The 22082-nt window shown below is 62.5% G+C and carries 19 protein-coding genes and 2 pseudogenes; 18 read left to right on the forward strand and 3 right to left on the reverse strand.

Annotated features, from left to right (window positions below; genetic code table 11):
• Positions 1-458: pseudogene (locus tag BG842_RS21650) on the reverse strand (NADH:flavin oxidoreductase/NADH oxidase); the annotation flags it as partial.
• 113 nt (positions 459-571) lie between these two features.
• Here BG842_RS21650 and BG842_RS21655 point away from each other — a divergent pair.
• The 3 genes from BG842_RS21655 (at position 572) to BG842_RS21665 (ending at position 5991) form a co-directional block, all read left to right on the forward strand.
• Complete coding sequence (locus BG842_RS21655) at positions 572-1249, forward strand: hypothetical protein (RefSeq protein WP_069452414.1); 678 nt, start codon at positions 572-574, stop codon at positions 1247-1249.
• Between the two features lie 232 nt (positions 1250-1481).
• Positions 1482-2912, forward strand: a complete 1431-nt coding sequence (locus BG842_RS21660; RefSeq protein ID WP_069452415.1) for an aldehyde dehydrogenase — start codon at positions 1482-1484, stop codon at positions 2910-2912.
• A gap of 1864 nt (positions 2913-4776) precedes the next feature.
• Complete coding sequence (locus BG842_RS21665; RefSeq protein ID WP_007979040.1) at positions 4777-5991, forward strand: Cdc6/Cdc18 family protein; 1215 nt, start codon at positions 4777-4779, stop codon at positions 5989-5991.
• A 126-nt stretch (positions 5992-6117) separates the two neighbouring features.
• Here the strand turns inward: BG842_RS21665 and BG842_RS21670 are convergent, their stop codons facing one another.
• On the reverse strand, positions 6118-7446 hold the full coding sequence (locus BG842_RS21670; RefSeq protein WP_069452416.1) for an APC family permease: 1329 nt from the start codon (positions 7444-7446) through the stop codon (positions 6118-6120).
• Positions 7447-7680: 234 nt separating this feature from the next.
• Between BG842_RS21670 and BG842_RS21680 the strand changes: the two genes are divergently transcribed.
• From BG842_RS21680 to BG842_RS21700, 6 genes and pseudogenes are all read left to right on the forward strand, one after another.
• Positions 7681-8448 (forward strand): hypothetical protein, encoded by a 768-nt coding sequence (locus tag BG842_RS21680; RefSeq protein ID WP_069452418.1) that lies wholly within the window; start codon positions 7681-7683, stop codon positions 8446-8448.
• A 164-nt stretch (positions 8449-8612) separates the two neighbouring features.
• Positions 8613-8729: pseudogene (locus tag BG842_RS32130) on the forward strand (sugar phosphate isomerase/epimerase); the annotation flags it as partial.
• A complete protein-coding gene (locus BG842_RS21685) occupies positions 8675-9316 on the forward strand; it encodes a sugar phosphate isomerase/epimerase (protein WP_254663382.1) in 642 nt (213 codons plus the stop codon). The pseudogene BG842_RS32130 and the gene BG842_RS21685, both read left to right, overlap by 55 nt.
• Positions 9317-9531: 215 nt before the next feature.
• Complete coding sequence (locus tag BG842_RS21690; protein ID WP_069452419.1) at positions 9532-10497, forward strand: carbohydrate kinase; 966 nt, start codon at positions 9532-9534, stop codon at positions 10495-10497.
• Positions 10498-10563: 66 nt separating this feature from the next.
• Positions 10564-12123, forward strand: coding sequence for a uracil-xanthine permease family protein (locus tag BG842_RS21695; RefSeq protein ID WP_069452420.1), 1560 nt, complete (start codon positions 10564-10566; stop codon positions 12121-12123).
• 86 nt (positions 12124-12209) lie between these two features.
• Positions 12210-12485, forward strand: a complete 276-nt coding sequence (locus BG842_RS21700) for a hypothetical protein (RefSeq protein WP_069452421.1) — start codon at positions 12210-12212, stop codon at positions 12483-12485.
• On the opposite strand, the gene BG842_RS21705 is transcribed toward BG842_RS21700, so the two are convergent.
• Complete coding sequence (locus BG842_RS21705; RefSeq protein WP_007979047.1) at positions 12478-12852, reverse strand: secondary thiamine-phosphate synthase enzyme YjbQ; 375 nt, start codon at positions 12850-12852, stop codon at positions 12478-12480. The genes BG842_RS21700 and BG842_RS21705 overlap by 8 nt on opposite strands.
• Positions 12853-13144: 292 nt before the next feature.
• Here BG842_RS21705 and BG842_RS21710 point away from each other — a divergent pair, with 292 nt between their 5' ends.
• The 9 genes from BG842_RS21710 to BG842_RS21750 all read left to right on the forward strand — a co-directional run bounded on the left by BG842_RS21710 (position 13145) and on the right by BG842_RS21750 (position 22077).
• On the forward strand, positions 13145-14272 hold the full coding sequence (locus tag BG842_RS21710; protein WP_007979048.1) for an ABC transporter substrate-binding protein: 1128 nt from the start codon (positions 13145-13147) through the stop codon (positions 14270-14272).
• The gene (locus tag BG842_RS21715) at positions 14272-16704 is read left to right on the forward strand and encodes a methyl-accepting chemotaxis protein (protein ID WP_069452422.1); all 2433 of its coding nucleotides are present in this window, start codon (positions 14272-14274) and stop codon (positions 16702-16704) included. The genes BG842_RS21710 and BG842_RS21715 overlap by 1 nt, the downstream gene beginning before the upstream one ends.
• 69 nt (positions 16705-16773) lie before the next feature.
• The gene (locus tag BG842_RS21720; RefSeq protein WP_069452432.1) at positions 16774-17250 is read left to right on the forward strand and encodes a YbaK/EbsC family protein; all 477 of its coding nucleotides are present in this window, start codon (positions 16774-16776) and stop codon (positions 17248-17250) included.
• A 105-nt stretch (positions 17251-17355) separates the two neighbouring features.
• Positions 17356-17601, forward strand: coding sequence for a DUF4149 domain-containing protein (locus BG842_RS21725; RefSeq protein WP_083252461.1), 246 nt, complete (start codon positions 17356-17358; stop codon positions 17599-17601).
• 77 nt (positions 17602-17678) lie between these two features.
• Complete coding sequence (locus BG842_RS21730) at positions 17679-17942, forward strand: bacteriophage holin (protein WP_007979053.1); 264 nt, start codon at positions 17679-17681, stop codon at positions 17940-17942.
• Between the two features lie 26 nt (positions 17943-17968).
• Entirely contained in the window at positions 17969-18388 is a 420-nt protein-coding gene (locus tag BG842_RS21735; RefSeq protein ID WP_069452423.1) for a DUF4149 domain-containing protein, read from the forward strand.
• Between the two features lie 3 nt (positions 18389-18391).
• Positions 18392-18832: a DUF123 domain-containing protein gene (locus BG842_RS21740; protein ID WP_069452424.1), complete on the forward strand. Its 441-nt coding sequence runs from the start codon at positions 18392-18394 to the stop codon at positions 18830-18832.
• 33 nt (positions 18833-18865) lie between these two features.
• On the forward strand, positions 18866-20968 hold the full coding sequence (locus BG842_RS21745) for an acetate--CoA ligase family protein (protein ID WP_069452425.1): 2103 nt from the start codon (positions 18866-18868) through the stop codon (positions 20966-20968).
• Positions 20965-22077 carry a phosphotransacetylase family protein gene (locus BG842_RS21750; RefSeq protein ID WP_069452426.1) on the forward strand — a complete coding sequence of 371 codons (1113 nt, stop codon included), beginning with the start codon at positions 20965-20967 and terminating at the stop codon, positions 22075-22077. Before BG842_RS21745 ends, BG842_RS21750 begins: the two co-directional genes overlap by 4 nt.
• Positions 22078-22082: the final 5 nt, after the last annotated feature.

The raw sequence follows: 22082 nt of genomic DNA on the forward strand, positions 1-22082 counted from the left end.
TCCGTCGTCATCTCGCGGAGTTGCGGCGGCGTGTCCTCGTAGGGCCACGGGTCCGCGCTCGGGGCGATGGCTTCCCAGCCGCGTTCGTCGGGTTGGAGCGGTCGGTTTCCGTCCCACGGACTGGTCTTGCTGGCCTTCCGGCCCGCGTGGGCGAGTTGAATCGCCGGGAGCGCACCGCGGTCGCGGATGAACTCGGTTATCGGGGCGAGCGCCTCGGCGTGGTCGTCGCTCCAGATGCCGAGGTCGTCCGGCGAGATTCGACCGCGCGGTTCGACGGCCGTCGCTTCGGTCATCACGATACCGGCGCCGCCGGTGGCGCGGCTTCCGAGGTGGACGCGATGCCAGTCGGTTGCCAATCCATCGCCGTCACAGGAGTACTGGCACATCGGCGAGACCATCACGCGGTTTCGCGCCGTGGACTCTCGAAACGAGATACTGCTGAACAGGTCGTCGGTCATCGTTCCCCGTACGGATTCGACGCTTAAGATAGCTACAAACACAGTCACGTTTGCCGACTTTCGCCGGTGACGACCCGAAGACTTATGATACATAGGCAGACACGTCGGAAACAATGGAGAGATGTGGCGAAAACAGTTCCGAGGCCCGAGAAACGGCCGAGATTTTCACCCGGGCGCTGGCAGAACTCAAGCGCCGGGGAAGTGGCCTCTTGGTGGTGGGAACGAAACCACCCATGCAACGAGCGTGCGAGCGGTTCCTCGGTGATGCCACGGAAACGCCACGCCGTCGGGTCTTCGTTCGGACCGACGGTGAGTGCCACCACACGCACGCGGGGGCGCACGGAGACACGAAATTCATCGAACAGGTGACCGATACTCGGAGCACCGCGGCCGTTTCGAACGTCGGCAATCGGGCGGACACGACCGTTCTCCGGACTCAAAAGCTCGCTCCGCTCGGCATCGAGATTTCCGGCGCGATAGACGAGTTCGAACGCGAGTGCGGTCCGTTGTCACCCGGAGAGCTTCGGGTTTGTTTCGACTCGCTGACTCCCCTCATCGAGGAACACGACCCCGAATCGGTGTTCCGGTTTCTGCACGTCCTGATCGGTCGTATCAAGACCGTCAATGGGATGGGGCACTTCCACCTTCCGGCGGAGATGGATTCAACTATCGTCCGGACGCTGTTGCCCGTCTTCGACGCCGCAGTCGAGGTTCGGATGAGCGGCAGTAACGCAGAACAGCGGTGGCATCTTGTCGAACGGGACGTGACGACCGAGTGGCTATCGCTTTGAATTGACAAATCGACGTTTTCGGGACCGAGTATGCGAACCGGCGCTACCGTTGTGAACCGGCCATGCCCGCCGATGCCAGTCATCAGTACCGACGACGCGAATCAGCGCGTTTCGGTGCACGAATAACTGCAGCCCCGCGGTAGTGTTCGACACATTGCGAGATAAAAGCAATCATGTGTCATTAATCCGGTTGTGAGTAAATAATTTACCTACCGAGTCCTAAGGTGTAACCATGTCACAGAAACCGATCCATCGACGGGAGCAACTCTACATCGATGGCGAGTGGCTAGACGCCGACGGCACGCTCGACGTGACCGACCTCGCGGACGGGGGCGTCTTCGCCGAAGTCGCCGCCGCCGATGCCGAACAAGCCGACAACGCGCTCGCTGCAGCGGAGCGGGCAGAAGCGGCCATGCGCGAGACGACGATTCCGCAACGGGCGGAATGGATGGAAGACATCGCGGACGGTCTCCTCGAACGGAAAGAGGAACTGGCCGAGGTCATCGTCCGGGAGGCCGGAAAACCGATTTCGAGCGCGAGCGGCGAGGTCGAAAGCGCGGCCGAGCGGTTCCGCCGCGCGGCGGAGGAGGCCCACGACCTGCAAGGCGAGTTCCGCCAAGGAACTACGAGCGGCCACGAAGGGTGGGAAGCCATCCTCAAGCCGGAACCCATCGGCACGGTTCTGGCGATTACGCCGTACAACTACCCCCTCGCCACGACCGCGCTGGAGGTCGCCCCGGCGCTCGCGGCGGGTAACTGCGTCATCCTCAAGCCCGCCAGCAAGACGCCGGTGAGCGCGGCGATTCTCGCCGACGTAATCGCTGACGTCGGACTGCCGAAGGGCGCGTTCAACTTCACGCCGGGACGGGGGAGCGAAATCGGCGACCTGCTCGTCGGTGACAACCGCATCAACATGATCACGATGACCGGCAGCAGCGCGGCCGGGAAGCACGTCGCGCGCAAGAGCGGGATGGTCAACTTGCACATGGAACTCGGCGGCAACGCTCCCGCCGTTATCTTCCCCGACGCCGACCTCTCCGAAGTTGCCGGTGCCTGCACGAAAGGGTCGTTCAAGTACGCCGGACAGCGATGTTCCGCCGTCAGCAGGGTGCTCGCCCACGAAAGCGTCCACGACGAGGTTGTCGATCGGATAGACGCGGCGATGGACGAGTGGGTCGTCGGCGACCTCTTCGACGAGGACACCCAGATGGGACCGCTCATCAGCGAGAGCCAAGCCGAGTGGGTCGAGGAACTCGTCGAGGACGCGGTGGAGAAAGGCGCCGACCTGGTTCGCGGCGGCGACCGCGACGGGCAGTTCTTCGAACCGACGCTGCTGGCGAACGTGCCGCACGACGCGCGGATTATCCACGAGGAACAGTTCGGTCCCGTCGCGGCCGTCACGACCTTCGAAACCGAGGAGGAAGCCCTCGAAATCTCGAACGGCGGCGACCTCGCGCTCGACGCCGCCGTGTTCACGGACGATTACGACCGCGCACGCCGGATGGCCGATAAACTCGACGCTGGAGCCGTGCGCATCAACGGCGCACCGAGCCACGGACTCGGCGACATCCCGTTCGGCGGGAACAAAGGGTCTGGAATCGGTCGGCAGGGACTCCACCTGACCATCGAGGAGATGGTCCGACAGAAGAGCATCATCCTCTGAAGCGAGTCGTCCGTTTTCGTTTCGGTGACGGAACAGCACGTGGGGTGTGATTCCCGTCGCTGGGGCATTGCTATGCCGTTGGCGAGGTCCACGGTCGAATTCACATCGTTCCGTGTACCGCTTGGAGTTACATCGTTCCGTGTACTCTTTCGATTCCCGTTACACTCAGTTCTCCCGTCACACGTGAACACACCAACGAACCCCATCGTTCCGCTGTGTCTGACGGGTCGAACGGACAGAGCGATTTCACCGTTTCGCAATTTTTGTATAAACGAGATATGGTTTTTTACGGCTCGATTCGCCATTTTGTACGACTTTCGATGTTCCGGCCGGTCGAAGCTCCCACGGGACGAACCCCGTCGTTCCGCTGTTTTTTAGCCCGTCGAACCCACGTCGTGAGCCCCACCGCCGTTCCGCTGTTTATTCTTATTTTTTAGAAATGGTCAGTTTTTGTAATAGAACGTTAAGTTATAGAGTCGTGTACCGTCGAGAGCGAGTGATGGCCCGTAGTCGAGTCTATCGCTGTAGTCGGCGTGCTGCCAGATAGCTCGAAAGTCGGGCCCTCGAACCCTCGCCGCTCGACGTTCGCCTACCGGAACGTCATAGAAGTGATGGTTCGAACGCCATCGGTCCATCGAACCCCATCGTTCCGCTGTTTTCGGCTTCTGTCGTTCCACCGTTCTCGTCTTCCGCCGTTTCACTGTTTTCCGCTATCCGTCATTCTCGGCTACGCGTCCTCCCGATTGAGAGTCGTCCACTCGCCGCCCACGACTCGCGAGGAGTTGCCACGGGCGGGATGGGTGGAAATCACGGGGGGTGGACACCACAAGAGTTGCTCATCATCGAGAGTTGATCATCACCGAAGGCTGGACACCACCGAAAGTCGTCGTTGGACACCCCACCGTTCCGCTGTTTTTCGTGAATTCGGTCGGCAAACGAGCAAGAAGACAACTTTGCACCCGCATCAGGTTTGTTTCACCACCCCATCGTTCCGCTGTAATTATGCTCGCTGTCGATACGTCCGGTCGGACGAACCGCGGCAAAACGAATCGCCATCTTCAGTCGATAGCTCCCGACTCATCAGCCGTCCAACCGGGTGATGCTATCTCGGCTTGTTCACTATCGGTCACGGTCACTGTCTCGGTTGGTTCCCTCTCCTTCGACTCACCGTCGCTACCCCTGACCGAGATGGTCGGGATAGTTCAAGCCTACGGGAGTGTTTGACACAGCCCATACACCGTCGTTCCGCTGTCTTTCGTCCGGAGCTGTTTGCTAGTTCCGGTCGTTACCCACTCGAACAGTAGTTCTCAACTACCCCATCGTTCCGTTGTTCTCTATAGTCGTGCAGAGTTCGCGGTGGGACCGTGGCGACCGCTGTTTCCGGTGTCACGTTCTACTTATAATGACCCCCACCCCTCTGTTCCGCTGTATTTGCGCTCGGAGGTGGGGTGGGGGAATCGCGGAGCGTTGGAAAGAGAGCGAAGGGGAACGAAAAGAGAATAATTCAGCGACCATTTCGTCGAAATAGTCGTTTTCGTCTAGTTTGCGGATGTTGTTGTGATGGTCATGACTTGAACGTTTCCGTTCTAGAAAGACCTTCCTCACCCCCACCCACCCTTTCCAACCAACTCAGCGGAATCGAGGGGTGGGGGTGGTTTTTAAACAAACGCGACAAAAGAAACAACGGAATCATAGGAACGGCCGGTTCTACGGTCAATTCGTATCGTTCGTATCCACGGCTACGGCGTGAAATCCTCTGTTTCGAGCACTCTCTCCCGAAGTCGGGAGATACAGATGAAACTCAGGAATCACAGGAACGGGTGGTTCGGAAGCGTTATAGTACTCCTCCGTTTGCGAAAATACAATGGGTTCATTCGAGTTCGTTCGCGAACATTCTCCGTACAAAAATCGTGAAGCATTACTGGACGATTATACGCCCGACACGCTGGTGGGCCGTGATTCCGAGTTGGAGGAGTACCACGGGGCGCTACAACCCGCAATCTATGGCGAACAGCCGGACAACATCTTTCTCTACGGTAAGGCCGGTGTGGGGAAAACCGCCGCGACGCGATTTCTACTCGACAAGCTCGAAAACAACGCCGACGACTACGACGACCTTGACATCTTCACCGAACTGGTCAACTGCGATGGACTCAACTCCAGTTATCGCGTGGCGAGCCATCTGGTGAACACGCTTCGTGATCCCGCGAACCGAATCAGCGAAACCGGCTACTCTCGGTCACAGGTGTACGAGCTGATGTGGGACGAACTCGACACTCACGGTGGCATCATCCTGCTCGTACTGGACGAAATCGACCATCTCAAGGACGACAGCATTCTCTATCAGCTTTCTCGCGCACGCGAAAACGGAAACCTGACCGAGGCCCGAATCGGCCTCATCGGTATCAGCAACGACCTCACGTTCCGCGACGGCCTCTCGCCGAAGGTTCGCTCCTCGCTGTGTGAACGCTCCATCTCCTTTTCGACCTACGACGCAAACGAACTTCGGGCAGTTCTCGACCAGCGTCGGGAAGTCGCGTTCAAGGACGACGTGCTGACCGAGGACGTGATTCCGCTGTGTGCGGCGTTCGGCGCACAGGAGTCAGGCGACGCGCGAAAAGCGCTCGACTTGCTGCTCAAGGCGGGCGACCTCGCGCGCGAGGAGAACGCGGAACGAGTGTCCGAGGAACACGTCCGGCGGGGCCGCGACCTGCTCGAACGCGAGCAGGTCGCTCGTGGCATCGCCGACCTGAACGACCACGAACGACTGGTCGTCTACGCCCTCGCAACGTTGGAGGCGGAAGGCGAAACGCCCGCCCGGTCGCGCGAAATCTACTCCCGGTACAAGGCGCTCTCGGTGACGGCCCAGCGCGAGGCTCTGACTGCCCGCTGGCTTCGAGAACATCTCGACGACCTCGCCATGCTCGGCATTCTTTCGGTGTCCGAAATCAACGAAGGGTCGGCCGGTGGTAAGTATCGGGAATACGCGCTCCAGCAGGACCTCGCCGTCGTGCTGGACGCGCTCGAAGAAACCCTCGAAGCGATGGGGGTTCACACGAGCGTCAAAGGGTACGTCTGACTCATCTGTCCTACCTCTTGGAGTCATCCGTCTGACCCCTCGACTTATCCGTCTGACCCATCTGATACACCGGACACTCACGATATCAGACGCTCACAATATCAGACGCTCACGATTTTACACCGGTCACACGATATCTTCGAGTTCCGACTCCACCGACGAGACGCCGTTCTCTATCGATTTTCGTTCGAAATAGAGCAACTCGATGACGACGACGACGACCGCGATGGTTGCGACCGTCCAGAACACCGAGTTCTCGCTCGTATAGAGGTGCCAAAGCAGCGCGGCGATGGTTGCGACCGCTCCGGCGGCACCGATTGCGGGCACGACGCTCGTTTTCAGGTCTCCGCCGCTCCGGTTTCTGAACGCGAGATAGCTCGCGGCTCCGAAGATGGTGATGAACGCGAGCGACGCAAAGGACGAAATCCCGTCCAAACTTCCGAGGGCGGTGAACGCCATCGTCAGCGTTCCCAGAATCACCAGCGCCCGTACCGGTTCCCCGTCGCCGTTGCCGCCGACTTGTGCGGGAAGGTAGTCTTGGGACACCATCTTGTTGAGAAGGCGGGAGGAACTGAACAGCGTCGCGTTGATGGCGCTCCCCGTGGAGAACAGCGCCGCAATCGAGATGAGAACGAATCCGGCTTGACCGAGGAACGGCCTCGCGGCTACCGCCAGCGCGGTTTCGGCGTTCTGTTTGATGACCTGTGGCGAGACGAGGTTCGTCGTCACGACGGCGACGATGATGTACAAGGCGGTCACGCCCACGATGGAGATGTATATCGCCTTTCGTATCGTCTCTGCTGGATTCCTGATACTGTCGCGGTCGAACAACAGAAGTTCCCAGCCTTCGAACGCGACGAACGAGAGCGCGGCCGCGATGACTGGGCCGACGCCGAACTGTGACAGGCCGGAGCTGAGCTTTCCGTTTTTGAATCCGTAGTAGACGCCGCCCAACCCGAAGAGGAGCAGTATCGCCACTTTCAATCCGACCAGCACGTCCTCGGTCCGTCCCGACGCGTGCGCGCCGAGCACGTTGAGGCCGACGAACAGGACGATGACGGCCGCGGAGACGAACGGCCGCGCTGGTAGCCCGGCAATCGTCCTGATACCCACGAGCTCGGTGAAGTAGCCGCCGAACGCGTAGGCGTACATCGCCATCGTACCGATGTAGCCGACGACGAACGTCCACCCGGTCATTCCGGCCAGTTTCGTACTCCCGGTGAACCGCTCAATGTAGGTCAGCGGACCGTCGTCGTCTTCCTTCGAGAGTTTCCCGAGTCGAACGAACGAGTAGCCCGCGGCCAGCGCGATAACCCCCGCGACGATGAACGCGAGCCACGCGAGCGTGCCCGCGGCCGACGCCACGACGCCGAGAACGGCGAAAATACCGCCGCCAACCATCCCACCGACCGCCATCGAAACCGACGCGGGTAACCCGATATTTTCGGACGCCATATATGACCAACTGTGTTCCAGTATCTCAATAGTATCGACCATCTGTCAAAATACGGTCAGAAACGATGCCGAACGAGGGAAACCGACGATGAAGGTGGAGAAGGCTTCATCGTGAGAAAAACACCGTCGGAAACCGCGTGTCGTCGTGACGTTCAGTATCTCCGCGACGTTCGGTTCCTTCTCGTGCGAACGATGGCCACCGTTTATTGAGTTCCTCGGCGTATCTCTCGTGGTATGAGAAACGACCGACTGACACACGGCTATTCACGACGGGGCAGTTCACGACGGCGATTTCTCGCCGTCACCGGTGGGACGCTGGTCGGGGTGACCGCCCTCGGAAGTGCCCAGCGGACGGACGACTCACACGCCGAGGCGTTCCGATTCGGCGGTCGCGTCCAAGGATGGCAAGGGAGGGAACCGAACGCTATCGAGGGGGAAACGAATCCCACACTTCGATTGCACACCGGGGAGGTGTATCGGGTAACGTGGACGAATCTGGACGGGCAACCGCACAATTTCGCCCTCCGGAACTCGGACGGACGGAACCTGAAAGTCATCTTCCCGAACGTGCGGACGAACATGAACGGCGGGAATATGGACGACGAAACGATGGATGAGGGGAACATGGGTGGCGGAGGCGGTGGCAACGCGACGCCGCCGAACGACGCCATCAGACAGACGGAAATCGTTCGAACGGAGGGGGCGACCCAGACGTTCCGGTTCGTCGCCACGGCGGACATCGACCGGTACACATGCACCGTCCATCCGACGACGATGCAGGGGAGCGTGGAGACGGGCGGCGATGGAGAGTCCGGCGGCGAAAGCGGTGACCACGGTAGAAACGGCGGGCACAATGGGGATGGTGACCACATGGGAGGAAATGGTGACCACATGAACGGTAATAGCGACCACATGAACGGTAATGATGACCACGGTGGCGACCACGTGGGTTCGAACACCGAGCACGGTCGTGACGACCGTAACGGGGCCAACGGCGCCTAACGACCCGCCGCTTTCGACTCGTCGCTGGCAACTAGAACTAATCGACCGGCGGTCGACTTCGAGGTATGAACCCCAAAACCGGATTCGTCACGCAGGTCGGCATGGAGTACGAGGAGGCGTTCGAGGTCGCGGGCGACCTCGGTTTCGACTACGTGGAAGTGATGATGGACGGCGCGAACGAGCGCACCCGCATCGACCCCGAGTCGGTGCGGTCGCGGGCGGACGACTGCGACGTCGGCCTCGCGGTGCACCTGCCGTTCTCGTTGGACATCGGGTCCCCGTTCGAGCACGTCCGCGAGGGGGCGGTTCGGGAACTGCAAGCCGCAATCGAGACGGCACGCGAGTTCGGGGCGACGAAGGGCGTCGTCCACGCGAGTTCGGGGCGACGAAGGGCGTCGTCCACGCGAGTTCGAGCGCGTGGAAACCGGCGTGCGACGCGGAGGAAATCGGGTCGAACGTCGTCGAATCGGTGAACGCGCTCGACGAGTTCGCCCGCGAACGCGACTTCGAACTCTGCGTCGAGAACATCCCGGACGGGTGGTTCTCCGTTCACGATTTCGACGGACTGTTCGCGGAGACGGACGCGTCGATGACGCTGGATACGGGTCACGCGAGAATGGATGGCTTGGATTCCGGCGACATCGCCGCCTTCGTCGAACGCCACGGCGACCGAATCTCGCACTTCCACCTGAACGACACGCGCCGCGCGAAGGACGAACACCTCCCGTTCGGCGCGGGGACGCTCGATTTTCGCGCCATCTTCGACGCCCTCCCCGACGACTGGGAGGGGACGCTCTCGCTCGAAGTGTTCACCCTCGATTACGGCTACATCGAGACCAGCAAAGCGTATCTGGACGAACTGCTGTGAATCCAGAATTCTGAATCCAGAATCGACGGCGAAACCGCCGAAAACGGGGCTACTGGTTCCCCCAATTTTTCCTACTGAATCGTCACTCTTGAAACTGAATCATACCTATTTGACCTATTTTATACTGTATTGTACTGATTCCTACTAAAGCAACCGGTGAAGCATCCGGAATCGCGGAGGCAAATCCTTTCCCCTTCGCCCTCTCACGGAACAGCATGACGCTATCGACGCCGCGAATCCTTGTATCGGGCGAGACGCTGATCGATTTCCTACCGGAACGTCCCGGACCGCTTTCGGAGGTGCCGACGTTCGAACGACGTCCCGGCGGCGCGCCCGCAAACGTCGCCGTGGCGCTCTCCCGGTTGGACGAGACGCCGTGGTTCTGGACGCGAATCGCGCGCGACCCGTTCGGCGACTTCCTCGCCGAGACGCTCGACGCCGAACTGCCCGACCGGTTCGTCGAACGCGACCCGGACGCGAAGACCACGCTGGCGTTCGTGACCCACGACGAGACCAACGACCGGGCGTTCACGTTCTACCGGGACGGGACGGCGGACACGCGATTGCAACCCGGCGGGGTCCCGGACGACGCGCTCCGCGAACTCGATTGGGTGTACGTCGGCGGCGTGATGCTGGCGAGCGACCCGGCGCGAACCGCGACGTTCGACCTCGCGGAGCGCGCTCGCGCGGCAGACTGTTCCGTCGTCTTCGACCCGAACGCGCGGCCGGAACTCTGGCCCGAAGACGGGTTCGCCGAAGCGGTGGACGAGATGCTGTCGCTCGCCGACGTGGTGAAGGCGACGCCCGAGGACCTCGACATGGCCGGGTTCGAGGCGGACGACGCGGACCGACTCGCCGCGAGCGTCTGCGAGGCCGGGCCGCACACCTGCTTGCTGACGCTCGGTGGGGAGGGCGCGTACGCGCACGCGGCCGACGACGCGCCGTGGGAGTCGGGGGCGGCGACGCACGCGGGCTACGACGTGTCCGTCGTGGACACCACCGGTGCGGGTGACGCCTTCACCGCAGGCGCGTTGGCGGCGCTGGCCGACGGAAACCCTCTCGACTCGGTTCTCGGCTTCGCCAACGCGGTGGCCGCGCTGACGACGACCGAACCGGGCGCGATGACGGCCCTCCCCGACCGCGATGCAGTCAGGGGGTTACGAGAATCGCAATTGAACTAGCGAAATTCGTAACGTCACTTTTAAGTCTCTCATCGGAAATCGAAGAACGAGTACCACTGAGAACGCATGAGTGACAGCACAGGTGACACGGACGGGGACGCGGCGCTCGAGGAGGCGTCGTTCGTGGAGTACGGTATCGAAGACAAACCACCACTGGGGGAGTCGGTTCTGTTGGGCTTCCAGCACTACCTGACGATGATCGGTGCGAACATCGCGGTGCCGCTGGCGCTGGCCGGTGCGATGAAGATGCCACCGGCGCAGACGGCCGAATTCATCGGAACGTTCTTCGTCGTTTCGGGAATCGCAACGCTGGCCCAGACGACGTTCGGAAACCGCTATCCCATCGTGCAGGGCGCGACGTTCTCGATGCTCGCACCGGCGCTGGCCATCATCGGCGTCATCGGTGCGGGGTGGCGCGTGACCCTGCTCGAACTGCAAGGCGCGGTCATCGCGGCCAGCGCCGTCGAAGTGCTGGTCGGCTATCTGGGATTGATGGGCAGGCTGAAAAAACATCTCTCGCCGGTCGTCATCGCGCCGACCATCGCACTCATCGGGCTTTCGCTGTTCAGCGTTCCACAGATTACGGCCGCGAACCAGAACTGGTGGCTCGTCGGACTCACGCTCGGCCTCATCGTTCTCTTCTCGCAGTATCTCGATAATCACCGCGCGTTCCGCCTCTTTCCGGTCCTCCTCGGCGTCGTCACGGCGTGGGCCATCGCGTTCGTGCTCTCCTACACGGGATTCTACACGCCAGCGAATCCTGGCTACGTGGATTACATGAGCGTCGTCAACGCGAACCTCTTCCAACCGGTCATGCCCCTCCAGTGGGGGATGCCCCGGTTCACGCTCCCGTACATCATCGGTATGTTCGCGGGCGTCGTCGCCTCGATGATAGAGAGCTTCGGCGACTATCACGCCGTTGCGCGCCTCTCGGGCGTTGGCGCGCCGAGCAAGAAACGCATCGACCACGGCATCGGGATGGAGGGCATCTCCAGCGTCTTCGCCGGACTCATGGGCACCGGCAACGGTTCGACTTCCTACTCCGAGAACATCGGTGCCATCGGCTTGACGGGCGTCGCCTCGCGCTACGTCGTTCAAATCGGCGCGGTGGTCATGCTCGTCGTCGGGTTCGTCGGCTACTTCGGCCAGCTCGTGGCGACGATTCCGAGCCCCATCGTCGGCGGCTTGTTCATCGCCATGTTCGGACAGATATCCGCCGTCGGGCTGTCGAACCTGAAGTACGTTGACTTGGACTCCTCGCGCAACCTGTTCATCGTTGGACTCGCCACGTTTGCGGGGCTCGCCATTCCGGCGTACATCGGAAACCTCGGTGCCGGTGTGGAGCAAAGCGGTGCCGAACTGTTCCAGCAGGGGATGCACAGCGTGGCCGTCGTCGGCCCGATTCTCGGCACCGACATCGTTTCCAACACGCTGTACGTCGTCCTCGGCACCGGGATGGCGGTCGGCGGTCTGGTCGCGTTCGTTCTCGACAACACCATCGAGGGAACCCGCGAGGAGCGCGGTCTCGAAGCGTGGGAGACGATTACGGAGGACGAGAGCGACTTCCAGAGCGCCTTCGAACGCTTCGGGTCGGAGAACCGTCCGGACCCGACGAAAGCGGACTGACGAAAACCTACACGAAAAACCGCCCACAACCTTTTGTTCCCCGCCGTTGTGTAGAACGATAGCACATCGCATGTGTTGATTCCCCCATGACGACGAATGAATCGGAGTCCACGACGGAATCGTCCCCTCACGAAGCGGTCCCTCGTTCGGAAGTCGAAGCGCTCCGTGAGGAACTCGAAGCGACGAAGGAACGACTACGCATCGCCGAGAAGAATCTCAAGTGGATGGCCCAGCATCAGGCCATCGAGACCGGAAAGAGCGTCTGTCCCACCTGCAACACGAACGGGTCGTTAGGCGTCGAACGAACCGCGACCGGGAAGAAGAAGGTCGAGTGTACCAACTGTGGTGAGCGCCTCATTTGACGACGATTCGACGGGTTCGCGGCCCGTCGCAGTCCACGAACAGGATGGACTGCCACGTCCCGAGCGCGAGTTCGCCGTCCTCCACGGGGACGGTAACGTGTTCCCCGAGTAACACCGAACGGAGGTGCGCGTCGGCGTTGCCGTCCAGTTGGTCGTGTGCGTAGTCGTCACCGCGGGGAACGAGCCGCGACAGAAGGGTTTTGAAATCCGAACGTAACCGCCGTTCGTTCTCGTTGACGATGACACCGGCGGTCGTGTGCGGGACGAAGACGGTACACGTGTCGGCGGCTTCGGGGACGTGCTCGGCCACTCGGTCGGTGATGTCCACGATGTCTACGCGCTTCGACGTTGTGACTTCGAACTCCATATCGTCGCTTCGGCGGTCACTGACAAAACCTCTCGTAAAATCGAGAGCGCACTATCAGAACACCAAGAATATTCAATTATTGAATTTTAATATTTACTATCAATATTTTATCATCGATTCTCAGATTTGGTATCTGGACCGAAAATCCTTTGCGTCTTTTGACTATCCTCCTCTATATATGAATGATTACCTGTATAGAAGAAGATATTTACGTTTAGCTGGCGGGTCCCTCTCCGCTAGCAGTGCCCTCGCTGGCTGTCTCGGTGGGAAACTCGATACGAAACCGGTCCAGGTGGGTGCCCTCCTTCCGCTCTCGGCATCGGGGTTTCTCGAAACGGTTGCGAAACACCACCGACGCGCCATCGAACAAGCCGTCACGGACATCAACGACGCCGGGGGTCCGCTCGGACGCGAACTGAAACTCACGGTCGAAGACACCGAACTCGACCCGAAAACGGCGAAGACGGCGTTTGACTCGCTCGTCGATTCGGGCGTCGTCGGACTCGTCGGACCCGTCGTCACCGATATCTCGATGGCGCTGGCCGACAGTTTCGCCGAGGAGGAGGTCATCGCGGTGAGTCCGTCGAGCACGCATCCGGCGCTCGCGTCGGCGGCGGTCACGGACGCGACCAAGTATTTCGCTCGCACCGCCGCGAACGACATTCAGCAGGCGCTCGTGATGGCGAAAATACTCAACAGCGAGCGATTCGTCGGCGCCGAAACCGTCGCTATCGTCCACGTGGACAACAGTTTCGGGGAGGGGTTGGCATCGGTCATCGACGAGAAGATAACGGGGAAAACGGTCGAAACGGTGGCGTTTCCGCCCGGCCGGGAGACGTACTCCGGTCGCGTGAGTCGGGTGGTGCGGTCCGGTGCGGACGCGGTCGCGTTCGTGGCCGAACCGGGGAACGTCACGATCCTTCAGCGGCTCGCGCGGAGTTCCTTCGACGGCGAGTTCGTGCTCAGCGAGGGCATCATCCCGGGCGACGTTCCATCGTACATGGACGGAATGTACAGCGCGTCGGTGGCGGCCGAGCAGACGACGGGTTCCATCAAACTTCGGCAGGAACTCGACGACATCACGCCGCTCGCGCCCTACACGCAACACGCCTACGACGCCACGTTCCTGTTGGGGACCGCGATACAGCAGGCCGGGACCGCGACGGGGACCGCCATCAGCAACAACCTCGTCTCCGTTTCGGGCGGCACGGGCCAGACGGTTTCCGTCGACGAGTTCGGGCGGGCGGTGACGCTCATCGACGCGGACCGCACGGTGAACTATCAGGGGGCGTCGAGTTCGGTGGACTTGAACGAGAACCTCGAACCCCTCAACGCGTACATCATCGAGCGCGTCGATGGTGACGGGATGGACGAACTGGAACTGCTTCGAGCGTCCTTCTTCCAAGGGAGGACGGCGTGATGGCCGACTCATCGCTCTCGTTGCGACGACGGGCCAGTGAGCGCCTCGCTCGGTACGTCCCGAGCAGGATACGGCGGAGCTACGCCGCGAAGTTCGGCGCGGTACTGTTCGCCATCCTCATCCTCATCGCCGCAATCGGCTTTTTCATCCACCTCGACACGAAGCAACTGGTGACGGGGCAGACGAACGACGAACTACAGAGCGCCGCGAAAATGGAGGCCGAATCCCTTCACGAATGGGTGGGCCAGAAACGCTCCACGACGCGGTACCTCTCCTCGTCGCTCTACGGAAACGAATCGAACGCCGAGCGCCAGACGTACCTCGAAGGGCAGTTGATAAACATGCCGAACGACGTGCAGGCAATCCACTACGTCGATCGGAAGAGCGGCATCGTGCTCGCCAGCACGACCGACGAGATGGTCGGAACGACGGCGGACGGCGCGGCGTGGCAGAACGACTCACTGTCGTTCACGGCCGACTCGGTTACCATTTCGTCGCCGTACGAAGTGAACGGCGAACCCGTCGCCGCGTTCGCCACCCCGACCGAGGACGCGAACCATCTGGTCGTCGTTACGGCGTCCCTCGCGGAGCACTCCCACGTGTTGTCGTCGCCGACGGCGACCGGTGATGTGACCGTTATCGACAAGCAGGGAACCGTCGTCCTCGACAACCGCAACGTCGGGTTGCTACGCACCTACTCGAACGGAGTGGATTCGACCATCCAGCGGGCACTGACCGGCGAGAGCGACGTGACCCAGGTGTCCGGGACGGACGGGTCGTCGGTGATGGCCTACACCCCAATCGTCGGAACGGACTGGGTGTTGCTGTACAACGTCCCCCACGAGACCGCGTTCGCCCTGCAGACGAACGTCACGAAGAACATCGGCATTCTCGTGCTGATGGCGGTGCTCTCGCTCGCGGTCGTCGGTCTGACCATCGGTCGCGGCACCGCGAAGTCCCTCTCATCGGTCTCCGGGACGGCCGACCAGATAGCAGCCGGGCAACTCGACACCGAACTGCCCGAGACGACTCGGGAGGACGAGATGGGCGAACTGTACGGTTCGTTCGAATCCATGCACGGCTACCTGAACACGGTCGCCGACCAAGCGGACGCCCTCGCACAGCAGAACTTCGACGCGCCGGTCTTCGACGAGACGGTTCCGGGCACGTTCGGCGAGACGCTGGAGCAGATGCGCGACGACCTTCGAACGATGGTCGCGGACATAGAGCAGGCCCGCGCCGAAGCGGAGGACGCGCAAGCGGACGCCGAGGCGGCGCAAGCCGAGGCGGAAGCGGCACAGGTCGAGGCGGAGGAACTCAACGCGGCGCTGGAGCGGAAGGCCGCGGAGTTCAGCGTCGTGATGGAGGAAGCGGCGGACGGCGACCTCACCCAGCGGATGGCGACCGATAGTCCGACCGAATCCATGACGGAAATCGCACACGGGTTCAACGAGATGATCGCCGAACTCGAAGCCACGATACGCGACGTGAGCGAGTTCGCCGAAGATGTCGCCGCCGCGAGTCAGGAGGTCACCGCGAGCACCGCCGAAATCGAGCGGGCGAGCGAGCAGGTCACGGAATCGACGCAAGTGATGTCGTCGGGGACGGTCGAACAGTCGGAACGGCTCGAAGAGACCGCCGGAGAGATGAGCGAACTCTCGGCGACCATCGAGGAAGTCGCCGCCTCCGCGGACCAAGTGGCACAGACGGCCCAAAGCACCGAGGCGCTCGGGCAGGACGGACGGGAAGCGGCCTCGAACGCCATCGACAAGATGGACGCCATCGAGACGGGGACGGACGAAACGGTCGAACAGATGGAGGACTTGGCCGACGAAATCGGCCGCATCGGCGATGTCGTCGAACTCATCCGCTCCATCGCGGACCAGACGAACATGCTCGCGCTGAACGCCAACATCGAGGCGGCGAGCGCGGACGGCGACACGGAAGGGTTCGAGGTGGTCGCAAACGAGGTGAAGGAACTGGCGAACGAGACGAAGGAAGCGGTCGTGGACATCGAACAGCGCATCGACACCGTGAAAGAGCAGGCGAACGTGACCGTCACGGACGTCCGGGAGACGCACGAAGCGGTCACCGACGGGGCGGAGACGGTGCGCGACGCGCAGGAATCGCTCCAAGCCATCATCTCGAACGTCGAGGAGACAACCGGCGGCATCGAGGAAATAAACGACGTGACCGCCGAACAGGCATCGACGACCGAGGAGGTCGTCGCCGCGGTGGACGAGGTGACCCGCATCAGCGACGAAACGGCCGACGAAGCTGAAGACGTGGCCGCGGCGGCGGAAGAACAGACTGCTTCGGTCAGCGAGGTCGCTCGGAGCGCGGATTCGCTCGCCAAACAGGCCGAATCGCTCGCCGTCACCGTGGACGACTTCACGGTTACCTATCGGAGCGATCCGTCGGGCGGACAGTAATCCCGATTCCTTTTCCGTATCGTTACCACCACCATCACCGATTTATTCCGTCGAAGAGAGATGGGGGACATGCACGAACGAGCAGAAGAGTTCGAAACGCGCGCCGCGGAGCGGTACGGTTTCGACGCGGACGTTCACGAGTTTCCCGAAGGGACGAAAACCGCCGCGGACGCTGCGGACGCCATCGGCTGTGACGTGGCCCAAATCGCCAGCAGTCTCGTCTTCCGCGCGGACGACGAACTCGTCGTGGTCGTGACCAGCGGGGCGAACCGCGTGAGCGAGGGCCGACTGGCGGAACTGCGTGACGCCTCCGAGTCGGCGGTCGGCATGGCCGACGCCGACGCGATTCGGGAGTCGGTCGGCTGGTCCATCGGCGGCGTCCCGCCCTTCTGCCACGACAGCGACCTGCCCGTCTATCTGGACGAGACGCTGACCGAGTTCGAGACGGTCTGGGCCGCCGCCGGGACGCCGAAAGCCGTCTTTCCGATTTCACCCGACGAACTGGCGGAGTACGCCGACGCGACGGTCGCGCGCGTGAGCGAGTGATCGGGAAGTCAGAGCGAGAGCGGAAACCGGTCGGAGGGGAAGTCAGAGCGAGAGCGGAAATCGGTCGGGGAAAGACCGATTTCGCGATGCATCTTCCGTTCCGTCATGACCTTCCTCGGAACGGCGCTGTTGGTGATTCTGGACGCGAGTCCCGGGATGTGGCTCGGCGGTATGGTGTTCTTCTCGTTCGTCGGCGCGCTGACGACGTTCGACGTGTTGGGCGACGACGCGGGACAGGTCGTCAACGCCATCTTCCCCAAGTACTACGAGTTCGGTTCGATACTCGGAGTCACCGCGGTCGGCGTGGCGATGCTCGCGGTCGCCGGTGCGCTGGTGCTTTCGCACTTCTGACCCGCCATCGATCCGCCGGTTGCTTCCTGTGGCCACCCAACGCTAAGACCGTTCGCGTCGAACTCATCCGAGGACTCATGACGGACAAACTCGATGTTCGCGCGTTCGCACTCGGCGGCGGCGTGATGTGGTCGCTGTACGTGATGCTGGACGCGTGGATAGCGCGGTTCGGTTGGGGCGACGAAACGGTCGAAACGCTCTCCTCGCTGTACATCGGCTACCGGCCGACGCTCCGGGGAAGTCTCGTCGGCGCGCTCTGGGGATTCATGGACGGAGCACTCGGTGGTGCCATCGTCGCCACGGTGTACAACGCCGTCGCGCGCGACGAAGAACAATCTTGATTGGCTAGTCGTTCCAACTGTTCGATATGACCCTTCTCGGAACGGGACTCCTCGTCGTCGCGGACGCAGCGCTCGGAATCTGGCTCGGCAGCATCGTGTTCTTCTCGTTCATCGGTGCGCCGACGACGTTCGACGTGTTGGGCGACGACGCGGGACAGGTCGTCAACGCCATCTTCCCGAAGTACTATCAGTTCGGACTCGGATTGGGTGTCGTGGCGTTCGGTGCCGCGGTCGTCGGCAACGCGATGGATGCGTTCGACGGCATCGTCGTCGCCGCTCTCGCGCTGGTCGGCGTCGCCTTCACGGGATACGCCCGCTGGGTGCTCATCCCGAAGATGGAGGCGGCGGGCGACGACGCGTTCGCCCAGTATCACATGCAATCGGTCGTCCTGAACGGTCTGACGATGCTCGCGGTGGCGGGTGGCATCGTGGCCTCGCACCTCTAAGGGATGAAGGGGACGTACACCCTCCTCGTCTCGCTCGCAGAACCCGCGGAAATCGAGTTCGGCGCGAAGGGACCCAGAGCACTGGATTCCGGGTGGTACGCCTACACCGGCAGCGCGTTCGGACAGGGTGGCTTCTCGCGTATCGACCGCCACGCGCGGGTCGCGTCTGGCGAGAACGGTGCCCGCCACTGGCACGTCGATTACCTGCTCGGTCATCCCGAAACGGACCTCGTGGCCGACGTTCGAACCGAGTCGTCGGACGTGGAGTGCGCCGTCGCCGATCGGCTCGCCGAGGAAATCGAGCCAGTTCCCGGCATCGGCGCGTCGGATTGCGACTGCGGGACGCACCTCCATTTCGCGCCCGAGAGGGGCTCCCTCGAAGCGGCGGTTTGGCGGGCGCACGAATCGGCGGGTAATTCTCCGCCGGTGGAAACAGGGCACTAGTTTTAATCCCGCGCTCGTCCAATCTTCGAAACGATGGGTGACACCGTACTCACAGACCTTTTCGCGCCGTCTCGTGTCGCCGTCGTGGGAGCCACGGAGAAGGAAGGCTCCATCGGTCGCGCCATCGTGACCAACCTCCGCGACGAGTTCGACGGCGAGACGGTGCCCGTCAATCCGAACTACGACGAGGTGTTCGGACTGGACTGCTATCCCGACCTCGCGTCCGCGCCGGACATAGACCTCGCGGTCGTCGTCGTCCCGCCGCACATCGCGGTGAACGTGGTTCGGGGGGCTGGCAAAGCCGGAATCAAAAACGTCGTCGTCATCACCGCCGGATTCGGTGAGACGGGGAGCGAAGGTGCAGAGCGGGAGCGAGAGTTGCAGGACATCGCGGCGGAGTACGACCTGAACCTCGTCGGCCCCAACAGCCTCGGGATAATGAGCACGCCGGTCGGCATGAACGCGACCTTCGGGCCGGAGAACGCCCTGCCGGGGTCCATGTCGTTCATGAGCCAATCGGGGGCGTTCATCACGGCCGTCCTCGACTGGGCGAACGACGAGGGACTCGGCTTCAAGGACGTGGTGTCGCTCGGGAACAAGGCCGTGTTGGACGAGACGGATTTCGTCCGCGCGTGGGGCGAGGACCCCGACACGGACGTCATCCTGGGCTACCTCGAAGGCGTCGAGGACGGCGGGACGTTTATCGACACGGCCCGCGAGGTGACCGACGACACGCCTATCGTGATGGTGAAATCGGGGCGCACCGACGCCGGGGCGCAGGCCGTTTCCTCGCACACCGGAACCCTCGCGGGGAGCGACCGGGCGTACGAGGCCGGACTCGAACAGGCGGGCGTGTTGCGCGTCGATTCCGTCCAAGAGCTGTTCGATTTCGCCCAGATTCTGGCGGGCCAACCCCTGCCCGAGCGGGACGACGTGGCCATCGTCACGAACGCGGGCGGACCGGGCGTGATGACCACCGACGCGGTGGGCGATTCGACCCTCTCGCTGGCGTCGTTTTCCGACGACACGCTCGCGGAACTGGGTGATGCCCTACCCGAAGAGGCCAACATCTACAACCCGATAGACGCCATCGGCGACGCCGACATCGGACGGTTCCGGGACGCCATCGATATCGCGCTTGGGGACGAAAACGTCGGAACCGCGGTCGTGCTGGCCGCGCCGACGGCCGTCATCGACTACCGCGACCTCGCCGACGTCATCGTCGAACTGCAGGCGAAACACGGGAAACCGGTCGCCGCAGCGTTGATGGGCGGCGAACGAACCGAGGAGGCGGCGGAACTCCTCCGCGAGGGTGGGATTCCGAACTACTTCGACCCGGCCCGCGCGGTGCGGAGTCTGGACGCCCTCACCACGTACCGCGACATCAGCCAGCGCGAGTACGGGAAACCGACCGAATTCGACGTGGACAGGGAACGCGCCGCGGAAATCCTCTCCCGCGCAAAAGAGCGCGGGGACAACCGCCTCGGCGTGGAGGCGATGGGACTGCTCGACGCGTACGGCATTCCGACGCCCGACGGTACCATCGCGGATTCACCGGAAGACGCGGTGAGCGCCGCACAGGACATCGAGGGGAACGTCGTCATGAAGATAGTCAGTCCCGACATCCTACACAAATCCGACATCGGCGGCGTGAAAGTCGGCGTCGGAAACGAGGACGTGTACGACGCCTACGAGGACCTCGTGACGCGGGCGCGGAACTACCAACCCGACGCGACGATTCTCGGCGTGCAGGTCCAGGAGATGGTGGACCTCGACTCGGGTACGGAGACCATCATCGGCATGAACCGCGACCCGCAGTTCGGTCCGCTCCTCCTGTTCGGACTGGGCGGCATCTTCGTCGAAATCATCGAGGACACCACCTTCCGCGTCGCGCCGATAAGCGAGCGCGAGGCGAGCGAGATGGTGAACGACATCGAGGCGGCACCCCTGCTCCGCGGGGCGCGGGGCCGCGACCCCGCCGACATCGATGGCGTGGTCGAAAGCCTCCAGCGACTCTCACAACTCGTGACCGACTTCCCCGCGATTCTGGAACTCGACGTGAACCCACTCGTCGCCACTCCGGACGGCGTGCGAGCGATAGACATCCGACTGACCGTGGACACGGACGAACTATGAACACGATACTCGTCACCGCAACCGAAGAAAGCACAGGCAAGACCGCCGTCGCCCTCGCACTGGCGCGACTCGCACAGCAGCGCGGGCTGTCGGTGGGCTACATGAAACCGAAGGGCACCCGACTCCAGAGCAACGTCGGCAAGACGTTGGACGAGGACCCGATGCTGGCCCGCGAACTGCTCGGCCTTGACGCCGAAATGCACGAACTCGAACCCGTCGTCTACTCGCCGACGTTCATCGAGCAAGCCATCCGGGGCCGCGAGGATCCCGACAAACTCCGCGAGCAGATTCGAACGAGCTTCGAGTCGCTGTCGTCGGGCCACGACCTGATGATAATCGAGGGCGGCGGCAATCTCACGACCGGCGGTATCGTCGACCTCACCGACCCGGAAGTCGCCGAACTGCTCGACGCGGAAGTGCTTCTCCTCTCCGGGTACGAGAAAGGGAGCGACGTGGACGACCTGCTCGCCGCCGTGGACGACATCGGCGACCGACTGTCCGGCGTGCTGTTCAACGCCGTCTCGAACACGAACTTCGACCCGCTCGATACGGACGTGGTTCCCTTCCTCGAAGGGCGGAACATCCCCGTTCTCGGCGTCGTCCCGCGCCAGCAGGACCTCGCGGGCGTTACGGTTGGCGACCTCGCGGCGGAACTCAACGCGGAACTGCTCACGAAGGCGGACACGGGCGAGTTCGTCGAGCGGTTCCTCGTCGGCGCGATGAGCGGCGACAAGGCGCTCCGTCACCTCCGTCGGACGCGGGACGCCGCCCTCGTCACCGGCGGCGACCGCCCCGACCTGCACACCGTCGCGCTGGAAGCTCCCGGCGTGAAGTGTCTGATTCTGACGGGCGGGTTCCGCCCGCCGGGTGCCGTCATCGGCAAGGCGGAGGAGAAGGGCGTCCCCGTCCTGCTCGTGCAGGCGGACACGCTGACGACCATCGAACGCGCCGAGGACGTGATTCGAAGCGGTCGAACCCGCGACGAGGAGACGGTCGAGCGGATGGGCGAACTCCTCCACGACCACGCCGACGTGGACGCGCTCCTCGGTGAAGGAGCGGTGGAATCGGACGCGGACGTCGATTCCGACGCCGACGCGGACGAGGAGTAGCGGGG

Origin of the sequence: Haladaptatus sp. W1, assembly GCF_001723155.1 — an archaeon.
Lineage (GTDB): Archaea > Halobacteriota > Halobacteria > Halobacteriales > Haladaptataceae > Haladaptatus > Haladaptatus paucihalophilus.

Coding starts and splice junctions, on each gene's coding strand:
- BG842_RS21655 (WP_069452414.1), top strand. CDS start 572: ATGGAGAGATGTGGCGAAAACAGTTCCGAGGCCCGAGAAACGGCCGAG.
- BG842_RS21660 (WP_069452415.1), top strand. CDS start 1,482: ATGTCACAGAAACCGATCCATCGACGGGAGCAACTCTACATCGATGGC.
- BG842_RS21665 (WP_007979040.1), top strand. CDS start 4,777: ATGGGTTCATTCGAGTTCGTTCGCGAACATTCTCCGTACAAAAATCGT.
- BG842_RS21670 (WP_069452416.1), bottom strand. CDS start 7,446: ATGGCGTCCGAAAATATCGGGTTACCCGCGTCGGTTTCGATGGCGGTC.
- BG842_RS21680 (WP_069452418.1), top strand. CDS start 7,681: ATGAGAAACGACCGACTGACACACGGCTATTCACGACGGGGCAGTTCA.
- BG842_RS21690 (WP_069452419.1), top strand. CDS start 9,532: ATGACGCTATCGACGCCGCGAATCCTTGTATCGGGCGAGACGCTGATC.
- BG842_RS21695 (WP_069452420.1), top strand. CDS start 10,564: ATGAGTGACAGCACAGGTGACACGGACGGGGACGCGGCGCTCGAGGAG.
- BG842_RS21700 (WP_069452421.1), top strand. CDS start 12,210: ATGACGACGAATGAATCGGAGTCCACGACGGAATCGTCCCCTCACGAA.
- BG842_RS21705 (WP_007979047.1), bottom strand. CDS start 12,852: ATGGAGTTCGAAGTCACAACGTCGAAGCGCGTAGACATCGTGGACATC.
- BG842_RS21715 (WP_069452422.1), top strand. CDS start 14,272: ATGGCCGACTCATCGCTCTCGTTGCGACGACGGGCCAGTGAGCGCCTC.
- BG842_RS21720 (WP_069452432.1), top strand. CDS start 16,774: ATGCACGAACGAGCAGAAGAGTTCGAAACGCGCGCCGCGGAGCGGTAC.
- BG842_RS21725 (WP_083252461.1), top strand. CDS start 17,356: ATGACCTTCCTCGGAACGGCGCTGTTGGTGATTCTGGACGCGAGTCCC.
- BG842_RS21730 (WP_007979053.1), top strand. CDS start 17,679: ATGACGGACAAACTCGATGTTCGCGCGTTCGCACTCGGCGGCGGCGTG.
- BG842_RS21735 (WP_069452423.1), top strand. CDS start 17,969: ATGACCCTTCTCGGAACGGGACTCCTCGTCGTCGCGGACGCAGCGCTC.
- BG842_RS21740 (WP_069452424.1), top strand. CDS start 18,392: ATGAAGGGGACGTACACCCTCCTCGTCTCGCTCGCAGAACCCGCGGAA.
- BG842_RS21745 (WP_069452425.1), top strand. CDS start 18,866: ATGGGTGACACCGTACTCACAGACCTTTTCGCGCCGTCTCGTGTCGCC.
- BG842_RS21750 (WP_069452426.1), top strand. CDS start 20,965: ATGAACACGATACTCGTCACCGCAACCGAAGAAAGCACAGGCAAGACC.